Annotated in this window: 18 protein-coding genes and 1 CRISPR repeat array; of the genes, 15 read left to right on the top strand and 3 right to left on the bottom strand. The window is 70.7% G+C overall.

The features are described from left to right. The first annotated feature begins 1 nt into the window (after position 1). Positions 2-358 (top strand): ASCH domain-containing protein, encoded by a 357-nt coding sequence (locus tag ACGFN2_RS27125; RefSeq protein ID WP_393364868.1) that lies wholly within the window; start codon positions 2-4, stop codon positions 356-358. 1,254 nt (positions 359-1,612) lie between these two features. Next, positions 1,613-2,373: a CRISPR direct-repeat array (repeat unit 29 nt; unit sequence GTCCTCTCCGCGCGAGCGGAGGTGAACCG). A 413-nt stretch (positions 2,374-2,786) separates the two neighbouring features. Here the strand turns inward: ACGFN2_RS27125 and ACGFN2_RS27120 are convergent. The 3 genes from ACGFN2_RS27120 to ACGFN2_RS27110 form a co-directional block, all read right to left on the bottom strand. Then, positions 2,787-4,514 (bottom strand): hypothetical protein, encoded by a 1,728-nt coding sequence (locus tag ACGFN2_RS27120; RefSeq protein WP_393364865.1) that lies wholly within the window; start codon positions 4,512-4,514, stop codon positions 2,787-2,789. A 984-nt stretch (positions 4,515-5,498) separates the two neighbouring features. Next, a complete protein-coding gene (locus tag ACGFN2_RS27115) occupies positions 5,499-6,206 on the bottom strand; it encodes an AAA family ATPase (protein ID WP_393364862.1) in 708 nt (235 codons plus the stop codon). Beyond that, positions 6,203-6,961, bottom strand: coding sequence for a GntR family transcriptional regulator (locus ACGFN2_RS27110; RefSeq protein WP_393364859.1), 759 nt, complete (start codon positions 6,959-6,961; stop codon positions 6,203-6,205). Before ACGFN2_RS27110 ends, ACGFN2_RS27115 begins: the two co-directional genes overlap by 4 nt. A gap of 232 nt (positions 6,962-7,193) precedes the next feature. Here ACGFN2_RS27110 and ACGFN2_RS27105 point away from each other — a divergent pair, with 232 nt between their 5' ends. From ACGFN2_RS27105 to ACGFN2_RS27040, 14 genes are all read left to right on the top strand, one after another. Beyond that, positions 7,194-7,589: a hypothetical protein gene (locus ACGFN2_RS27105; RefSeq protein WP_393364856.1), complete on the top strand. Its 396-nt coding sequence runs from the start codon at positions 7,194-7,196 to the stop codon at positions 7,587-7,589. A gap of 271 nt (positions 7,590-7,860) precedes the next feature. Then, positions 7,861-8,550, top strand: a complete 690-nt coding sequence (locus ACGFN2_RS27100) for a hypothetical protein (protein ID WP_393364853.1) — start codon at positions 7,861-7,863, stop codon at positions 8,548-8,550. Between the two features lie 126 nt (positions 8,551-8,676). Then, positions 8,677-8,916, top strand: a complete 240-nt coding sequence (locus tag ACGFN2_RS27095) for a hypothetical protein (protein ID WP_393364850.1) — start codon at positions 8,677-8,679, stop codon at positions 8,914-8,916. Next, complete coding sequence (locus ACGFN2_RS27090) at positions 8,916-9,047, top strand: hypothetical protein (RefSeq protein ID WP_393364847.1); 132 nt, start codon at positions 8,916-8,918, stop codon at positions 9,045-9,047. The genes ACGFN2_RS27095 and ACGFN2_RS27090 overlap by 1 nt, the downstream gene beginning before the upstream one ends. Before the next feature lie 379 nt (positions 9,048-9,426). Continuing rightward, positions 9,427-9,981 (top strand): hypothetical protein, encoded by a 555-nt coding sequence (locus ACGFN2_RS27085; protein ID WP_393364844.1) that lies wholly within the window; start codon positions 9,427-9,429, stop codon positions 9,979-9,981. A 110-nt stretch (positions 9,982-10,091) separates the two neighbouring features. Continuing rightward, the gene (locus tag ACGFN2_RS27080; protein WP_393364841.1) at positions 10,092-10,469 is read left to right on the top strand and encodes a hypothetical protein; all 378 of its coding nucleotides are present in this window, start codon (positions 10,092-10,094) and stop codon (positions 10,467-10,469) included. 124 nt (positions 10,470-10,593) lie between these two features. Continuing rightward, entirely contained in the window at positions 10,594-13,350 is a 2,757-nt protein-coding gene (locus ACGFN2_RS27075; protein ID WP_393364838.1) for a hypothetical protein, read from the top strand. 257 nt (positions 13,351-13,607) lie between these two features. Then, positions 13,608-13,757: a hypothetical protein gene (locus tag ACGFN2_RS27070; protein WP_393364835.1), complete on the top strand. Its 150-nt coding sequence runs from the start codon at positions 13,608-13,610 to the stop codon at positions 13,755-13,757. Then, complete coding sequence (locus ACGFN2_RS27065) at positions 13,757-13,957, top strand: hypothetical protein (RefSeq protein WP_393364832.1); 201 nt, start codon at positions 13,757-13,759, stop codon at positions 13,955-13,957. Before ACGFN2_RS27070 ends, ACGFN2_RS27065 begins: the two co-directional genes overlap by 1 nt. Next, a complete protein-coding gene (locus tag ACGFN2_RS27060) occupies positions 13,945-14,202 on the top strand; it encodes a hypothetical protein (RefSeq protein ID WP_393364829.1) in 258 nt (85 codons plus the stop codon). The genes ACGFN2_RS27065 and ACGFN2_RS27060 overlap by 13 nt, the downstream gene beginning before the upstream one ends. 75 nt (positions 14,203-14,277) lie before the next feature. Beyond that, positions 14,278-14,565: a hypothetical protein gene (locus ACGFN2_RS27055; protein ID WP_393364826.1), complete on the top strand. Its 288-nt coding sequence runs from the start codon at positions 14,278-14,280 to the stop codon at positions 14,563-14,565. A gap of 186 nt (positions 14,566-14,751) precedes the next feature. Further along, positions 14,752-14,982: a hypothetical protein gene (locus tag ACGFN2_RS27050; protein WP_393364823.1), complete on the top strand. Its 231-nt coding sequence runs from the start codon at positions 14,752-14,754 to the stop codon at positions 14,980-14,982. Then, positions 14,979-16,064, top strand: coding sequence for a hypothetical protein (locus ACGFN2_RS27045; RefSeq protein ID WP_393364820.1), 1,086 nt, complete (start codon positions 14,979-14,981; stop codon positions 16,062-16,064). The genes ACGFN2_RS27050 and ACGFN2_RS27045 overlap by 4 nt, the downstream gene beginning before the upstream one ends. A 17-nt stretch (positions 16,065-16,081) precedes the next feature. Further along, positions 16,082-16,495 (top strand): hypothetical protein, encoded by a 414-nt coding sequence (locus tag ACGFN2_RS27040; RefSeq protein WP_393364817.1) that lies wholly within the window; start codon positions 16,082-16,084, stop codon positions 16,493-16,495. Position 16,496: the final 1 nt, after the last annotated feature.

The raw sequence follows: 16,496 nt of genomic DNA, 5'->3' as shown, positions 1-16,496 counted from the left end.
GATGACCACTCCGCCACCGTCGGCCGAGCACTCGCTCAACATCCGCCAGCCCTACTTCGATCTGATCGCCACCGGGTCCAAGACCATCGAGATCCGCGTCGGCTACGCCAAGATCCGCAAAATGGCCGCAGGAGACAGCCTCCGGTTCAACTCCGGCGATCACTCCCTCCTCACCCGCATCACCGACCTCAGCGAGTACACGTCCTTCGAGGCGATGCTCACCTCAGAGGACAACACTGCCATCGGCGAACCCGGCATGACCCGCGACCAGTTGCTGGCCACCTGCCGCGACATCTACCCGCCCGAAAAGGAAGCCCTCGGCGTCTTCGCCATCCATCTCCGCCTCTCACGCACCTGAGAACGCAACGACCAGCCTGCTCGGCTAGGCACTTCCGTGGAACGAGGCAGAACACCGGGGCTGAGGCCCAGCGCCTGCACTGATCAGATGCAGGGATGACTGGGTGAACTCGGCAGCTGGCTCGCGCTGCATCCCCGCACCACTCGCGCCTTTCGCCGAAACGAAGACCGGACGCTGTGTCCTCACCGCCGCACCCATGCCCCTCGGCCCCGGAACGCCGGAGACCACGTGCAGCACCCTTCGGCCGGGTAGCTCTTTCACGTACCGGATAGCCCGCAGGCCCCGGCCCATACCAGGGCCTGAGCGCCATCCAACTCCCTGACGAACAGAAAGGATGCTTCCCCTGCCACACCCCGACGAGGACGAGGTGAATCTCGACCAGATCGCTCACATCGCCGGAGCCGATCCCGTGGCAGTCGTCATCTGGCGCCGCCGCCACGGCGGACTCGATGCCACAGGCGGCACAGACGCGAGCCCCAGGTTCCCCCGCGCGGCCGCCGAGCAGTGGCTGCGCGACTTCGGCGAACTCCCCGCGCGTGCCCCGGCGACGTGTCCGCCGGCCACAGTGACCTTCACGGACGGCCCGGCGATCACCGTGTACGGCGCAGAGCTGCACAGTCCCGCGCTGCCCTGGAGCAGCGGAGCGGACTACGAGGAGTTCAGCGGCTACATCGACCCCGAACAGCCCGGGACTCCCTGGCCAACTGCCTCAGCGCGGATCGACCAGCCCGGCCGCCCGCCGTACCAGGTGACGGATGCCCGAAGCGACGTCAGCAACCACGGGGGACACATGGGTTCCTCAAGCTCATCTGGCTCGTCTCTCGGCGCCGGACCCTTCCCGCCACGATCGAGACCACAGAAATACAGGCATGACGGACACCCCGCGGCACGACGTGGGCGCGGAGCAGCCGCCCGGCCCGTCCATCACGGGGAATGCACCGTCGCCGGTGCGAGATCACCGGATGGCCCGGGACGTCCACGACGGGGCGTGGCCCTCCACCCAGTCGGTCTTGTCTGGCCAGTACCGGGTGGCGGGCGGTCAGGGGCTGGTGCGTGTCCCACACCGCTCGGCTGCGGCAGCCGGCACCGCTATGTCCGGCACGGTGACACGGGACGGGACGCTGTGGGCGTCCACGGCGCGCCGCTGAGGACCGCGGCCGGGGCCCCGAGGAGGGTAGGTTCAGGCGGGTGCATGACCGGCGATCCTTGAATCACGAAGTGGCAAAGCGCCCCTAACGCCGCAGGTCGCGAAGGGTCCTCTCCGCGCGAGCGGAGGTGAACCGACGGCAACGATGCTCTGCCACATGGTGAACCCGTCCTCTCCGCGCGAGCGGAGGTGAACCGCCCATTTCGTTCATCGTGAACACCGTGTACAAGTCCTCTCCGCGCGAGCGGAGGTGAACCGAGGGTGGTGAGCAGCTCACGTCGCTGCTGGTCGTCCTCTCCGCGCGAGCGGAGGTGAACCGGCGTCGGAGTGGGTGGAGGAGATCACCTACCGGTCCTCTCCGCGCGAGCGGAGGTGAACCGGAGCGCATGGACCTCTACGCCGTGGGGCTTTCGTCCTCTCCGCGCGAGCGGAGGTGAACCGGCAACCCGAACCAGGGCTGCAGCGACAACTAAGTCCTCTCCGCGCGAGCGGAGGTGAACCGGTGTGTTGGGGAGCCGGGTTCATCGCCGAGCCGTCCTCTCCGCGCGAGCGGAGGTGAACCCTGCCGGTGAGCGCGACCTGTGCCGGGGCGTACGTCCTCTCCGCGCGAGCGGAGGTGAACCGAACCCCATCACGTTCGATCCGTCCCACACGCTGTTCTCTCCGCGCGAGCGGAGGTGAACCGCCCCACCGTTCTGACCCGGCGTGACACCGGGTGTCCTCTCCGCGCGAGCGGAGGTGAACCGGCCCCTGATCATGTCCCGAAGGGCGGCCTTCGGTCCTCTCCGCGGGAGCGGAGGTGAGTCGCACACTGGCGAGCTGCTGCACCGGGCGATTGCGTCCTCTCCGCACAGGCGGAGTGAGTGGTCGTGGGCCGGTCAGTGCCTGGGAGAGGCCGTGCGGCCCGGTAGGTTCAGGCGGGTGCATGACCGGCGTTCCTTGAATCACGAATTGGCAAAGCGTTCCTAACGCCGCAGGTCGCGAAGGCTTCTCCGCGCAGGCGGAGATGAGCCGGTCCTGATGGACCGCCGGAACCTGTACGTGGCGGCTTCTCCGCGCAGGCGGAGGTGAGCCGCAGCTTCTCGGAATCCCTTGGCGTACCGCGCTGTGGTCTCCGCGCAGGCGGAGGTGAACCGCGCACGATGCGCGCGGCCTGTTTCACCGAGGTGCGGCCCCGGTAGATTCAGGCCGGTGCGGCGTGCCTGATGCCCCGGCACCTGCCCGGAACCACGGCTGGCGCCTGACCGCCACATCGGAGAATGCTCGTGGCGATCTCGTGCATCAGGACGCCTTCGCCCCGGCCAAGGCAAACTCCTGCGCCAGGTGCCGGGCACAAACTCTGCGGTTCGGCAATGCGTCACGACCGCAGGGCACGCCACCAACAGCGGAGCAGGTCGGCCCTTCCACCGCTTCGACGGGTGCGGGCTGCTCCGCTGTCGCCACTGCCTCGGTTCGGCAGGGCTTGCACAGGCCGTCCGTGAGGGCGGGGCCGATCTGGAAGATCCGGCAGCCGCACTCGCTGCAGGAGCCGCGCGGCAGACCCTCCACCTTGCGCTGCGCTGGAACACCGGCCACCGCTCGGTCGGGCCCGCACTCGCCGCACGCGCCGGACGAACCTGGCCTGCTGCCGTGGACCGGGCACAGGCCGGCGGCCAGCCCCTGCTCACGCCGTACACGCTCCCGCTCGGCGCGACGGTCGGCGACGATGTCCTCGCAGACCGGGCAGGGGCGGCCGCTGGACCACAGCACGCTGGTCTCGCAGTCCAGGTGCCCGCAGCCCCAGCGCGGCAGCGCCACCCCAAGCAGCCACCGGCCCGGGTCACGGATCTCCGACGGTGAGGTTCCGGCAAACCGAGTGGTCAGCCGGTGCTGCAGGCGCTCAGCGTCCATCCCGCCCTCCAACTGACGACCGACCTCACGGGCGATCTTCCGCTCCACGAACGGACTGTTCACCCGGGCCAGCAGCCAGTGGACCGGCTCCAGCACCGCGAAGATCTGCGGGCTCATAGACAACTGCGGACCGGTGTACGCCGACCGTGCCCCGCGGCTGCGGCGCTTTTCGTCGTTGGGCTTAGAGGGGGCGGGCTGGTCGTTCTCATCCGCGCGCAGCGCGAGACCACCCGCGGCGTTCGTACGCGCATCCGCATCAGCTGGGTCCTCTCCAGCATCTACTACAGGTACTTCGCCTACGGCGGATGAGAACAACGGACGCTCGTCATCAGGTGAGTCAGTCCTAGGTGATTCCCTATTCGCGAGGGACCCCTCACCAACCAGCGCACCCGATCCCTCACCAACCAACGGACTGCCCGAGCCCTGCGCAGCGCCGTCCACAGGCTCCTGCGAGCACTCCTGGGCGCTCGGCGATGCGTCCGCGGCCGGCTGCTCGTCGACCTCGTCAGCATGCGTCGGGGCGATGTCATGGGCGACGAACCGGTGGCGGCCCCGGGCGCCCGCACGCCGCTGCACTGTCACCCACCGGGCGGCCTCCAGGCCGTCGACGACCTCACCGGCCGCCGCTGCGGTGAGGGGCTGGCCGGCCTTCTGGCCCGAGTGGTGCAGCAGGTGACCGGCCAGCTCGGCCTCGGTCAGCGCGATGCCCATCTGCTCCGCGTACGCGATGACCGCGTACGCCGTCAGCTGCCGGGGGGTGAGGTCTTCCGCGGCTGCCACTGGCAGCCACACGAACGTCTCCCCCCGGGGCATCGGCCGCACCGTGCGCACCGCCGACGTACCCCGCCCACCCGGAAGCGTCCGCCGCTGCGAGCGCAGCTCGACCACGCCGTCCTCCGCTGGATGCGACAGGGCCTGCAGGCCCCGCTCCACCGATGCCGTCGACAGGCCCAGGTACGACGCGATCGTCTCCGCCCGCGCCTGACACCCCTCCGGCCGCGCCGCCAACGCCTTCACCTTCACGTAGACCGCCAGCGCGACGTCGGGCGCCGACGACGACACCAGCCGCATCGGCACCCGAACCCGCTGCCGGCGCACCGGCACCTCCGTGCCCGTCATCGGCCCACCCCCACAGAGGCGGGCGCGGCCAGGGCGCCCAGCTGGAGAACGGCTGACGAGAAGTACCAAGAGTCCAGGCGCTGAGAAGGGACCTGAGAGAGCCCCTCACCGGCGGTCGGTCCCGTCTGGTGGGACTCAGCAGGAAGGAACCCACGCGCGGATCCGGCCACGCGTGGCGCAAAAACATACCGACCGGGAGTGTTTTCGATCGAACGAAAGGGGCTAATACCGGCCAACCGGACACACTCGGGCTGACAACCCAGCCCTGCATCGTGCACTATGACGGGACCTACCAATCAAAAAATGGACCATGCCGCTCCCGCCCTGCGGGAACGAACCGGGCTTATGCCTCGGGCTGGGGATCACTTCCTCTGGTGTGCGCGGTCTTGCTGAGAGCCCCTTGGCGGGGGCCCGCAGCCGGTTGGTGGGCCTTGGCTAGAGGCCCTGGCGGCCCTGGCTAGGGGCCGCCGTGTCCCCACTTGGCGGTGGGGAGGGTGGTGGAACTGTGAGAGAACAAACGGCTCGAAGAGCCGGAGCTCAGGGCCCGGGTGCAACCGGACTGAGCGAGACGGGCCGACGGCGCCGCAGAGGGTGGCTAGTCCACTCCAGGCGCCCGGCCGATGACCTAGGTCATCCCAACCCCCCAACTGCGGAGGCTGGCGTCAGCATGCGCAAATAGCGCCAGAACGAATCGATCATGATGTGCAAACGGCGTAGCGCGCGGTGGAGTTCCGGAATTCCGGGTACTCTGCATTCCGCGATCACCTCCTAACCAGGTGCGTCGCCGGGACGGGTTACCCGTCCGAGAGCCCCCGTGGACCCTGCCAGGTCCTTGGGGGCTTCTACTGTTATGGATCAAGTCAGGGGCCACCCTACTCGTCTCGGCGCCACACAAGACCACGAGCGCACGATGTGTCGGAAGAGGCTTCGCAGGCCGCCACCGATACATCAGGTCGGGCCGCACACAAACCCCTTGCGGGGCTGTCAACGCGAATCGCCGCTGGAAGGAAGCGCGCGCTGAAGTTCGGCCAGCACGCTATCCGGGTGGCCGTTGTACACGATGTGCGGCTCGGCAGCGGTCGGCGGGTGAAAGCGGCCTGCGAAGCGCAGCAGATCCTCTTCGCTGAATTCGATTGAGTTTGGGTCTATCAGTGCCTGGGCGTTGCGCTCCCTGATTCGGTCCCAGCGCACCTCATGCGGCACGGGCAGGTAGATCAGCACGGGCCTGCCGCCAGCTTCTGTAACGGAAGCTGCCCACTGGGTACGTTCCTCCGGTGTCCAGAAACCGTGGTCTACCACGGTGTCGTGACCGGTCAGCAGGAGCTCCTGGAGCTCGAGGGCGATGTCCTTGAGGACGGGCGCCTCCCGGACGCGGAACTGGCCGCGGGGGAAGTCGCGCCCGTAGTGGCCGTAGCGGCGGAACATTTCCTCATCCGGGCAGAGACGGCGGAAGCCGGCCTGCTCAAGCGTGCGGGCGAGGGTCGTCTTGCCCGCGCCCGGCATTCCAGTCATGAGGACCGCGCGGGGCGCGGGGCCCGGTCGGCCAGCCAGAGCTGCGGAGATGCGGCTGATCTCGAATCTTCCCTTCAGGGGCAGAGTGTCGGTGCGCTCAGCTCGAAGGAGCTCGCCGAGGCGGGCTTCGAGGCAGCTGACGAGACTGTCATCCAGGTGAACAGCGTCGAGCCCTGTCACCGCATCACCTCCGACGTCGTGCGCCGTGTGCGGCCAGGAGCCCCCAGGTCCACGCCGTACTCCAGCAGTTGGCCATCGGCGTCCAGAAACCGCGCGGTCAGGACCAGGATCGCCGCGACTGTATCGGCCCCCAGTTCCAGGAGCTCAAGATCGTGTGCGGTGGCGATGCGGGCAGTCTCTTCGTCCACGCGTTGTACGACCTGTCGCCCTGTGGCCTGGGCAATCAGGTCCAGCGACAGCCCGCCCTTGAGGCGCTCGCTTCTTGCCAACCCCGGTAGTACACGGTCGAATTCGGCAGGAATCCAGGACGTCGAGTGGCAGACAATGCCGTGAGTGTCCCGGTAGATACGGCTCCGGCGGATTGCGTCGTCACCAGGGGCGATGCCAAGCACGGTCGCGATGTCTTCGGGAGCGGCGACGATTCCAGCGGTGTGGCCGGAGGACTTTTCACCGTCGCCCCACGATGACTGGGTCTTTTTGCTGCGCTCGTGACGCTCTGATCCAGTAGAGAGCGAGACTAGGCCCGCCATTACCTCGGTGCCGACGCCCGGAATGCCCTTGACCAGCTTCTCTTCCCGCAGCAGTTTCATGGCCCGGTCAGCTGTGGCGGTGGAGACCTGCCACTCGGTGGCGAGGTTCTTGATGCTCGGTAGTAGGTCGCCCGGCGAGAGAACTCCGGAGCTGATGAGGTCGCGGTAGTGACCCGCGATGCGCGCGTATGGCGGCCGGTTGTCGGCGCGGGGTGGCCCGGGCATGTCGGCCTCGCCTCCTTTTCTTCGTCTGGTTGCCTCACTATACCGCTTGACACCTCAGGGTACCTGAGGCAACCTGAAGTATGTGGATGGCGGCAATCCTCCGGGAGTGCCGCGTAATCGCACCACTGCAGCAGTTGCCATCTCGGTGGCTTTGCGTGAGCGCCGCTTGTGGCAGCTCTGTCTGCCGTCATCGGGACCTCCTCAGAGATCCACTCCGAAAGGAGCACCACCCATGAACCTCACCCGCCGCCCGGCCGCTGGCCTCGCCACCGAAGTGTTCGACGCCGAGACGCTCGCGCTCCTGGAGACGATCGAGGTGCCGCTCCCCGATTTCGACGTCGACCTGGACATCGCGTTCGGCACGCCGCTGGAGATGTACGGGCTGGTGACTACGGACGAGCTGGCCAGATGGGATGCCGCAGCCGCGGTGACGACGGGCAAGACCAAGGCTCGCGCCGAGGTCGTCGCGGCGTTCGGGGCACGCCGGGATGCGGCGCTGGACATCGTCGCGGCGGACCCGACCATCACCGCCCGCGTGCGCGAGCGTCTGGTCGATGTGCTCCTCCCCTACGCCGCGCAGTTGCGCATCGCGCCGCAGGCAACTGAGGCCCTGCCGCTTGTGGCCTAGCTCTGCTGGGTCCTCACGGACCCGGCTCCCCCACCCGGAACTGCCCCGCGGCGGTGCCGGATGAGGGAGCCGGACCCAAGGTCCACTCCCCTCAACTCCATATGTCTGGCTGACCGCCGCTTCCACGCGCGGCCGGGGTGACGAGTTCGACGCGGTCCCCCGGAGCACAGCCAGGTGAGCCACCCGCAGCCGTTGCGCTGCCCGTCGACCAGGAGCAGGACCTCGTCCAGCTCGTGGCCGGCGGAGAACGCAACAGCAAGGGAGACAGAAGATGCGTCACAACGGACGTGCCCCGATCCTGGCCAGCCAGATGCGGCCCGAGCACCTCAATCTCCGTGAGAACGAACCCCGCATGGCGGTCTGCCCCGACTGCCGGACCTGGCACCGCCTCACAAGGTCGATGATCATGCCGCACCGCGACGGCGTCGCAGTGCCGAAGGACGGCCTCCGTCGCTACCGCGACGACACCGCACCGCACAAGCCGTCGACCGGCCGCCGCTGCTCCGGCAGCGCGCAGCGCATCGACATCGACATCACCCCCGAGGAGTGGGGCGAGCAGCTGCTCGCCGCCGAGACCACGGCGGCCGGACGCCGCACCGCCCGTCCGATCCGCAAGCCCCGCCCGCAGGTCGCGCCCGCAGCCGCCCAGATGCCCGCCGCCACGCGGCCCTTGCGCGAGCAGCTCGCCGAGCACCAGCAGAGTGACTGCACCCGTTGCAAGGTCGGCCGCTGCGCCCGCGTGGTCGAGCTGCGGCAGCAGATCCGTCGCACTACCCAGATCGCCGCCGCCCCCGCGGCCCCGATCTACGGCCAGCTGCGCACCGCTCTCCGGGACCACCGCGCCACCTGCACCCCGTGCACGAACGGCGAGCCCTGCAAGGTCGGCCGCCGGCTCACCGCGCGTATGACCGGCATCGCCCAGAACCACCTGCGCAGCGGCCCGTTGATGCGGTCTGCCTGAGACGAGCCACCACAGTCGCCACCACACGGTGGTGGCGGCCGTGGCTGCTCGTACGGCAGTCAACGGCGACAGCCCCCGGGTGCGACCGGGGGCTGTCAGTACCAGGACCTAAGTGGGAGGCCCTGAATGACCAGCATCGCATGCGTGATCACCGCCCCGACCGGGGGTGTCATCGACGACATCGAGCGCGACGACGACAGCCGCGGCTACGAGGCCGAGGACGCCGTCCGGCGTCTCGACGCCTGGAAGGCCCGCCGCGCCCAGATGGCCGGCGCGGAGCAGCGCCTGAATGCTCTGTTGCTGCGCCTGGTGGCCGAGGGCGACGCCCGTGCGGCCGGCCGTCCCGGGATGCGGGGTGTGGCCTGATGAGCGAGATTGCCGACCAGCAGGCAGCGGACGCCCTCGCCCAGCAGCGCGTCGAGCAGGCCCGGCAGGCCGCCGCGGCCGCCGAGGCTGCGAAGGCTCGTGCGGCACAGCTCCAGGGCGGTAGCCGGTGAGCGAGCCCGAGCCTCAGCACGAACGGGCACCGGACGCCACCGACCAGCTGCCGCTGCTGCCTCGTCGAGAGCCCGGCGGCTCGCTGTAGCCGGTACCAGCTGCGGGCGGCGCGGAAGGCCAGCCGTCTTGAGCGGCTGAGGCCACCGCGCTGCCGGCCGCACTTCACCACCCGGCAGGAGCCCGTGCCCGACCACCCGATACGTCGTGCCCGCGCCGGCCAGCAGTTGGCGGCGCGGGCCCTTACGCGTCACGGACTTGCTCACCCGCTGGCTCTCACGCTGCTCGCCGCCGCAAGTTCGGCGGCGGCGGGCGCGTGGGAGGCCGGCCACTGGGTCCGTGACCTTCACCCCAGAACCTCACCGTCACAGGGACATCGCCATGGAACACCCCAACACCCCGCCGAAGCCGAAGGGGGCCGTGCAGGCCCGCCTGTCTGCTGATGAGGCCCGCCAGGTCTTCGCCGCCGAGGTCGGCCCGCGCGTCATCGGCGGGATCTACCACACCGCGTACTGGGACACGGTCTACCGCGTCGCCGGCATCCACTACGGCCCGGACGCCCTCGCGGCGATCGGCTGGGACGCGGGCTGGGCGATCACCATCCAGGACGCCCAGGGCGTGCAGACCCACTGCACCGCCTGGGAGAGGGACGACACGACCGTCGCGCTCCCGGAGGTCACCGTCTACCGCCCCTCCCACGGGGCCCTGCCGCTGGGCCACTACAGCACCCCCGAGGCGGCCCGCGCGCACGTCACCGACCTGCTCGTTCGTGACGAGCCCGGCGCGTTGCCGGTCTGGCTCGCGGATGACCTGGACGACCCGCTCAGCCCGGTCGAGGCGCATCTGTTCGGGCGGGGCGGTGCTCCGGAGCCCACCGGCTACGTCATCACCCCGCTGACCATCGCCGACCACTACGACCCGGCGGCTGACGAGTAGCCGGCCTGGCGGCTGCCTCCCCTGCCCGTCACTGACGGGCAGGGCGGCGGGGAGCCGGACAGCCCGGACTCCACCGGCCTGAGGCCGGTCCACCGACACGAGGAGATCACATGAGCCAGCAGCTCCAGGGAAGGGCCACCCGGCCGCAGACCACCTACACGCAGGATGACTTCGTCCTCTACCGCGACGCCCGCCGGTTCTGGCTGGGGCAGCCCGGCCACACGTTCGTCGGCCGGGTGGAACGGGTCTGGCGGCACGCCGGTACCGGAAAGGTCTTCTGTGACCTGGTCGAGCTGAGCGCCAACCGTCACGTCGGCGGGGTCGACCCCGACTACATGCGGCTGCTCCCGTCGGCCGACGCGATGGCCGACATCGACACCGCGCCGCTCGCCGAGCCGGACGCCGGGGCGATGAGCCCGGCCGCCGTCGCCTGGCTGCGCCGGCACCTCGCGCAGGACCGCAGCAAGCTGCCCGCCCAGCGCGACTGACCGACCACCCAACCCGCACCGCGTCTGACGGTTGCCTGCTCGGCCCCTCCCACCACCCGGCGGGAGGGGCCGAGTCATGGGGAGCCGGACAGCCGTCCATCCGCTGCACGAAAAGAGGAAAGGCATGCCCGCGCGCACCGCGACCCGCACCAAGAACAAGCCGCCCACCAAGAACAAGAACGCGGCGAAGAAGACGACCGCCGCCGCAAAGAGGACGGCAACGGCGCCGGCGCGGCGCCCGTCCGCTCCGGCTGCCCCACAGAAGCCGGTGGTGCCCGTTGCGTGGCCGGAGGCCGACGCGCAGGCCGCGGACACCCGCGACCGCACCGCCGACCTCATCGACAGCGCCCGGCAGACCGCGGCCTCCCTCATCGGTACGGCTGTTGAGCGTGACGCGGATGCCCACGACCGGGCCGCCGACCTCGTGGACCTGGCACACGAGACCGCCGCCACCCTGCACGACGCCGCGTTCGAGAACGCTGCCGATGTCCGGGACCGGGCCGCCGACGACTGTGACCTCGCCCGCGAGGCCGCCCGGCGCGACGCCACCATCGACGCTGCTGCCACGCGAGCCGAAGCCGTCCGCGACGCCCAGGCGATCCACGATGAGGCACGCCGGCAGGCGAAGGACACCACCACCTCGGCCCGCGCGGCCGCGGCCTGGCACCGTAACCGTGCCGACCGCGCCGCTGCAGCGGCCACGCAGCGCGCCACGGATCACGGCGAGCAACTCCTCGCCGACGCCCGGGCCCAGGCGCAGGAGCTGACCTGCCGGGCCCGCACCCAGGCCCGGCACCTGCGCCGGGACGCCAGGGCGCAGGCCCGGCAGGTCCTGGTGGAGGTGGCGGAGGAAGCCGGCTGCCGTCTGCGCCAGGCCGCTGAAGCCGCCGACCGCGATGGGCAGCTGATCCGCGAGGAGGCGCGCCGGGAGGCGAAGTCCGCCGTCACCGCGGCCCGCGCGGCCGCGGCCCGCTACCGCAACCGCGCCGACCGGGCTGGCGAGGCGATCGAGGGCAATGCCACCCGCCAGGCCGAGGCATTGGTGGCCGAGGCGCGGACGCGGGCGGCGGAGCTGACGGAGCAGGCCACGGTCGAGGCCCGTCGGGTGCTGGACACGGCTCGCGACCGTGCCGAAGACCTGGTGGCCGAGGCCCGCGTGCAGGCCGCTGACCTCACCGAGCTGGCTGCCACCGACCGCGACGCGGCGGGCAAGGCCGTCGCCGAGCTGCGCCGCTTGGCGGAGGCCGACCTTGCCGAGGTCAGCGAGTTGGTCGAGGAGCGGCGCCAGCAGGCCGGTGCCCTCCTTGGCCGGGCGCAGGAGCAGGCCGACGAGCTGGTCACCGCCGCCCGCCGCGAACTGGAGCAGGCCCGTAAGCGGTTCGCCGAGCTCGCCCAGACCTCGGCCGGTCAGTACGACGCCCGGCGTGCGGAGGCCGAGAAGCTGTACGCGGATGCGGTCGCGGCCGCCGACGACCGGCGCCGCGAGGCCGACAGCCACACCGCGGCCGCGCACACCGAGGTGGACCAGGCCAGGGCAGCTCTGAGCGAGCGGCTGCGCAAGCTCACCGACGAGTTCGACGCGGAGGCGGCTGGCAAGCGCAAGGCCCTCGCCGACGAACTCAGCACGCTCAAGGCGGCCTGCGAGACGCAGCGTGAGCGGCTGCGGGACGAGGCCAAGACCGTCGCCCAGGAACTGCGGGAGGCCGCTCAGAAGGAGGCCGACCGCATCACCTCGGACGCGGAGAAGAAGGCGCGCGGCATCACCGAACGGGCCCTGGCCGACGAGGCCAGGGCCCGCCGGATGCTGGAGGAGGCCCGGGAGGCCAAGCGGGCCAACTCCCGCTGGCGCGGCTGGCACCACAAGCTCAGCAGCAAGGCGTGGGCGATGGCCCCGTGGATCGCGCTGGCCGCCGGCATCGGCCTCGCCGCCTCCGGCGAGCACGGGCTGGCCCACATGGTCGGCATCAACAAGTACGTCGCCCCGCTCCTGCCGGTCTCCATCGACGTCTACTGCGTCACCGCGTTCCGGGCCAAGCAGGACATCCCGTACGCGCTCGCGCTGATGGCGTCGGCCAACGTGGTCTTCCACCTGTCGGAGCAGGCGCACCTCGTGCCCGAGGGACAACCGGCACCGTGGCCTCTGACAACGTTCGTCGTGCTGATCTTCGTGGTCGTCGTCTGGCGCGTCCACACGCTCATGCACGACGCCGGTACGGACGGACACGGTGGACACGGTGGTGGTACGGACACCACGACCGGGACGGACGGACGTACCAGTACAGCTGCCCGACAGGATGGCCCGGCCGGTACGCAGCACGCCCGTACCACCCCGTCCGGTACGGACTCGTACGGTCCGTCAGCTAGTACGCCGCCCGCTCGGACAGTCACCGCCACTGCTCGTACAGAGCCTGTACCAGGCACCGCGCACGACACCGCCCCGGCGGAGGCGAATGCGGGCCTGACCGGCACGTACAGCGACCGTACAAGCGGCGTACAGGCCACCCTGAACGGGGCCGCGCGTACTAGTACAGGGCACTCTGGCCGTACCAGCGCTGCCGCGTACGAGGGCGGGGCACGTACCAGTACGGCCACCGCCCGTACGGCTCCTCTGGACGGTGTACCGAGCGGGCGTACCAGTACGGCCCAGGCCCGCTCGCGTACCACCGCGATGGCCACCGCCACCCGTACCGGTACGACCACGCCCGCCCGTACGGACGCTGAACTGCTCCCGCTCGTACAGGCTCTGCCGCGCGAGAGGGACGGCTTCGTCAACATCAGCCGCGTCCGGACGGAGCTCTCCGTCAACCAGCCCCGCGCGATCCGGCTGCTCTCCCAGACCGGCCTGCTGCGGCCCGAGGACGCGGACAAGTACCTGACCTGATCACCATCCGGTGGCGTCAGGCCGGACGAGAAACTCCTCGTCGAAATTCGCAGACACCACTCCTGCCGACCGGTGTCGGCCCCAACCGCATCCCGTGTGCGGGTGTGGGGCCGGCCACGGCCGCCAGACGGCCACCGTGCGCCCGGTCCGCTTTCCAGGGCCTGACCGGGCGCACGGCTCTTCACCCACCGTGCGGCGGCCCGCTTTCCAGGGCCCGGCCGCCGCACGGTCTCTCCCATTCAAGGAGCTGACCCAGCATGGCACTGCGCCCCATCCCCATCACGCCCGGAAGCCGCCCCGACCCCCGCTTTGAGACGACCTACCAGGCGTCCCGCGGCGGCCACTTCAAGACCGAGCCCAAGCCGGTCCCCGCCACCCCGAAGCCGACGAAGAACGGGGGCAGCTGATGGCGTTCTTCGGCATCGTCGGCAACGACAAGCAGATGGCCTCCACGACCTACAGCGAGCACGAGTCGGCCTCCGAGCGGGCCGCCCGCAAGCGCCGCCAGGGCCACCACCGCAGCGCGGCCGCTGCTGACCGCCAGGGCCAGGCGTGGGAGGACGCTGAGCGTGCCCGCCAGGACCACGGAAGCTGGTGGCGACGGTGAACAAGGACCTCAAGACCGAGGCCGCACGGCGCGACCGCCGCACCCTCAAGGCTGTGGCTACCGTGCAGCCAACCAGCGCCGGCACCGCCGCCTGCAAGCCCAAGGCAGCCCTGTTCGACCGGGCCTCCAGCGCCCGCGCACCGCTCAAGGTCCGCCTCGAGGCCGCGGAGGTCTGTCAGGGCTGCGCCCTCGCCGCCACCTGCGGGTTCCGCGTCGCCATGCCGTACCGCAAACGCGCCACCTGACTACCCGCCGACGTTGCTGCGGGCCCGCACCTCTCTCTGGGTGCGGGCCCGCCTCTATCTGCATTGGAGAACGCCTTGTTTGCCTGCCTGCTGATCCGCCGTCCCCGCCGCCTGCGGCACCTGCGCCGTCTCGCCGCCGCCACCGCACCGGCCACCCGGACCCTGCTGCCCGGCCACCCCGCCTCGCTCCGGCCGGCTGTCCCCGCGCAGCCCACGCGGCTGCCGTTCGCCTTCGAGCCGGCCGAGCCGATCCTCCCGTCCCCTGCCCGGCCCGACGACGACGAGCGCCACACGCAGGCCCGCCTGCAGGTCGCGATCGACGGCCGCGCCCACAGCGCCGCTCAAAAGGCGCGTCATGACTGAGGTCCCGCCTTGATCGGCTCGCTCCGCGCAGCCAGTAGGCCGCCGGTAGCTGGTAGTCGGTGGCGGTAGGCAGGTCATCCCCTCCCCCAGGTGCCCCGGGGGAGCGAGGGACAGAGTTCCGCCGCTGGCCACGCCCTGTCACCGCCCATACGTTCAGAACGCCCCCAGACCATGGAGCGATACCCCATGCTGCGGCACCCCCTTGCCTCCTCCCGCCCCAACAACCCGGACCACGCGCCCATTGACGTCCGCCAGATCGTCGGGGACCAGCTCCCCACCGCCTTCGGCTGTGCGCCCCGGCGCCCCGCCCTGACGGCGACTCAGGGCAGCACCCTCACGGAGCCGGGCTCGGACGAGAGCATGACGCGCACCGCCATGCCCCACGCGAACGCGCGGTGGGGGGTGCGGGCGGCATGAGCACCGATCAGGCCGAAGCCGAATCCCTCACAATCGACGAGGCACCGGCGCCCGAGCCTGCGGCCCCGGCCCGTGGTGTCGACGACTTCCTGGCGGATCTGGACGAGGTCCTGGCGACGTCGACCGCGCCGACGATCCCGGCCCCGGCCCCGGCCGCCGAGCCGGCCCCTGAGCCCGAGGCCGCGGCGACCATGCCCGACGTCGACCGGGCCCTGGACGTGGCCGACCCGGACACCGACATCGCACCGGCCGCCGCGCCCGCCCCGGTCCCGGCCGCGCCGGCGAAGGACTGGTGGAACGACGTCTACCGGGATGACGCCGCGGACGTCGACACCTTCACCGGGAACATCCCGGCCGCAGCCGCAACGCCCGCTCCGGTGGCCACGCCGCCGAAGCCCAGCCACGCGCCGGACGCCCCCAGAGACAAGGACGACGTCGACCAGGCCGACGACCAGGCCGACGAGGACGACGACCAGGCCCCCGCGAAGAAGTGGTGGTCGTTGAAGAAGAAGTTCGCCGCCGACGTCCAGGACGACGAGGCAGACGGCGACAGCGACGAGGACGGCGACGGCGACGAGGCCGCAGCGCCGACCGGGAAGACCGGCGGCCAGTTCACGGCCGCGGTCAAGAACGCCGGCCCGGTCGGCAGCAGGCTGAAGGACGGCGGCCTGGTCAACAACCCCCGCGGCCGTCAGGTCCTCTTTGCCGGCACCGCGTACGCCATGGGCTGGGGCCTGGGCTGGGACGACCGGCTTACCGACCTCATGGCTCACTCCGCCCAGTACGCCATCCCTGTGACCGGGTGCGCCCTGGGCGCCGGCGTCCTGGGCCTGGCCACCGGGACCAAGGGCGGCGGCGTCGTCTTCGTCAGCTCTCTTGCCCTGATCACCGCCCTGACCATGGCCGACCCCTCGCGGGTCGTCGGTGGCGGCGTGGCGCTGGGGTGCCAGATCGCTTACCGCTTCGTCCGCGGCTGGGTCGGCCACTACGGCGGCACGTGGCCCTGGAAGGGCGTTGTTTGGGCCGCCCACGTTCCCGCCGCCACGGCCACCGTGGCGTTCCTCCTGTACGGCACCAACTGAGAAGGCAGAGAAGAGACGTGAATCAGGTATTCGGGGTCATCGGCTTCACTGGCGGCGCGGTCGTGATGACGGCCCTCCTGATCCTGGGCGCCCGGGGCGCCTGGAAGGTCAAGCTGAGTCACGAAGGCGTGATCCTCACCGGCTTCGCGACGGGCCAGTTGTACGCCCAGGCCGGCGAGACCTTCGCGTTCCTTGACGACATGAGCGGCGGCCTGTCCGAGGCGATCCAGAACAGCTTCGGCAACGGCGCCAACTTCGGCGCGGGCGCCGTCGCCCTCGTGGTGTCCCTGCTCGTGTACGGGCTCAAACCGTCCAAGCTCCGCAACGGGGTCGTGTCGCTCATGCTCCCTTCCCTGTACACGGCGGCCGGGGGACTGTTCGCGACGCTTACGCACATGATCAGCAACATCTCCGGAACGGTGGTGGGCTGAC

It is taken from the genome of Streptomyces sp. NPDC048612, from assembly GCF_043199295.1.
Classification (GTDB): Bacteria; Actinomycetota; Actinomycetes; order Streptomycetales; family Streptomycetaceae; genus Streptomyces.
Note: the sequence above shows the minus strand (reverse complement) of the source record. Positions and strands in the feature narration are given on the sequence as shown.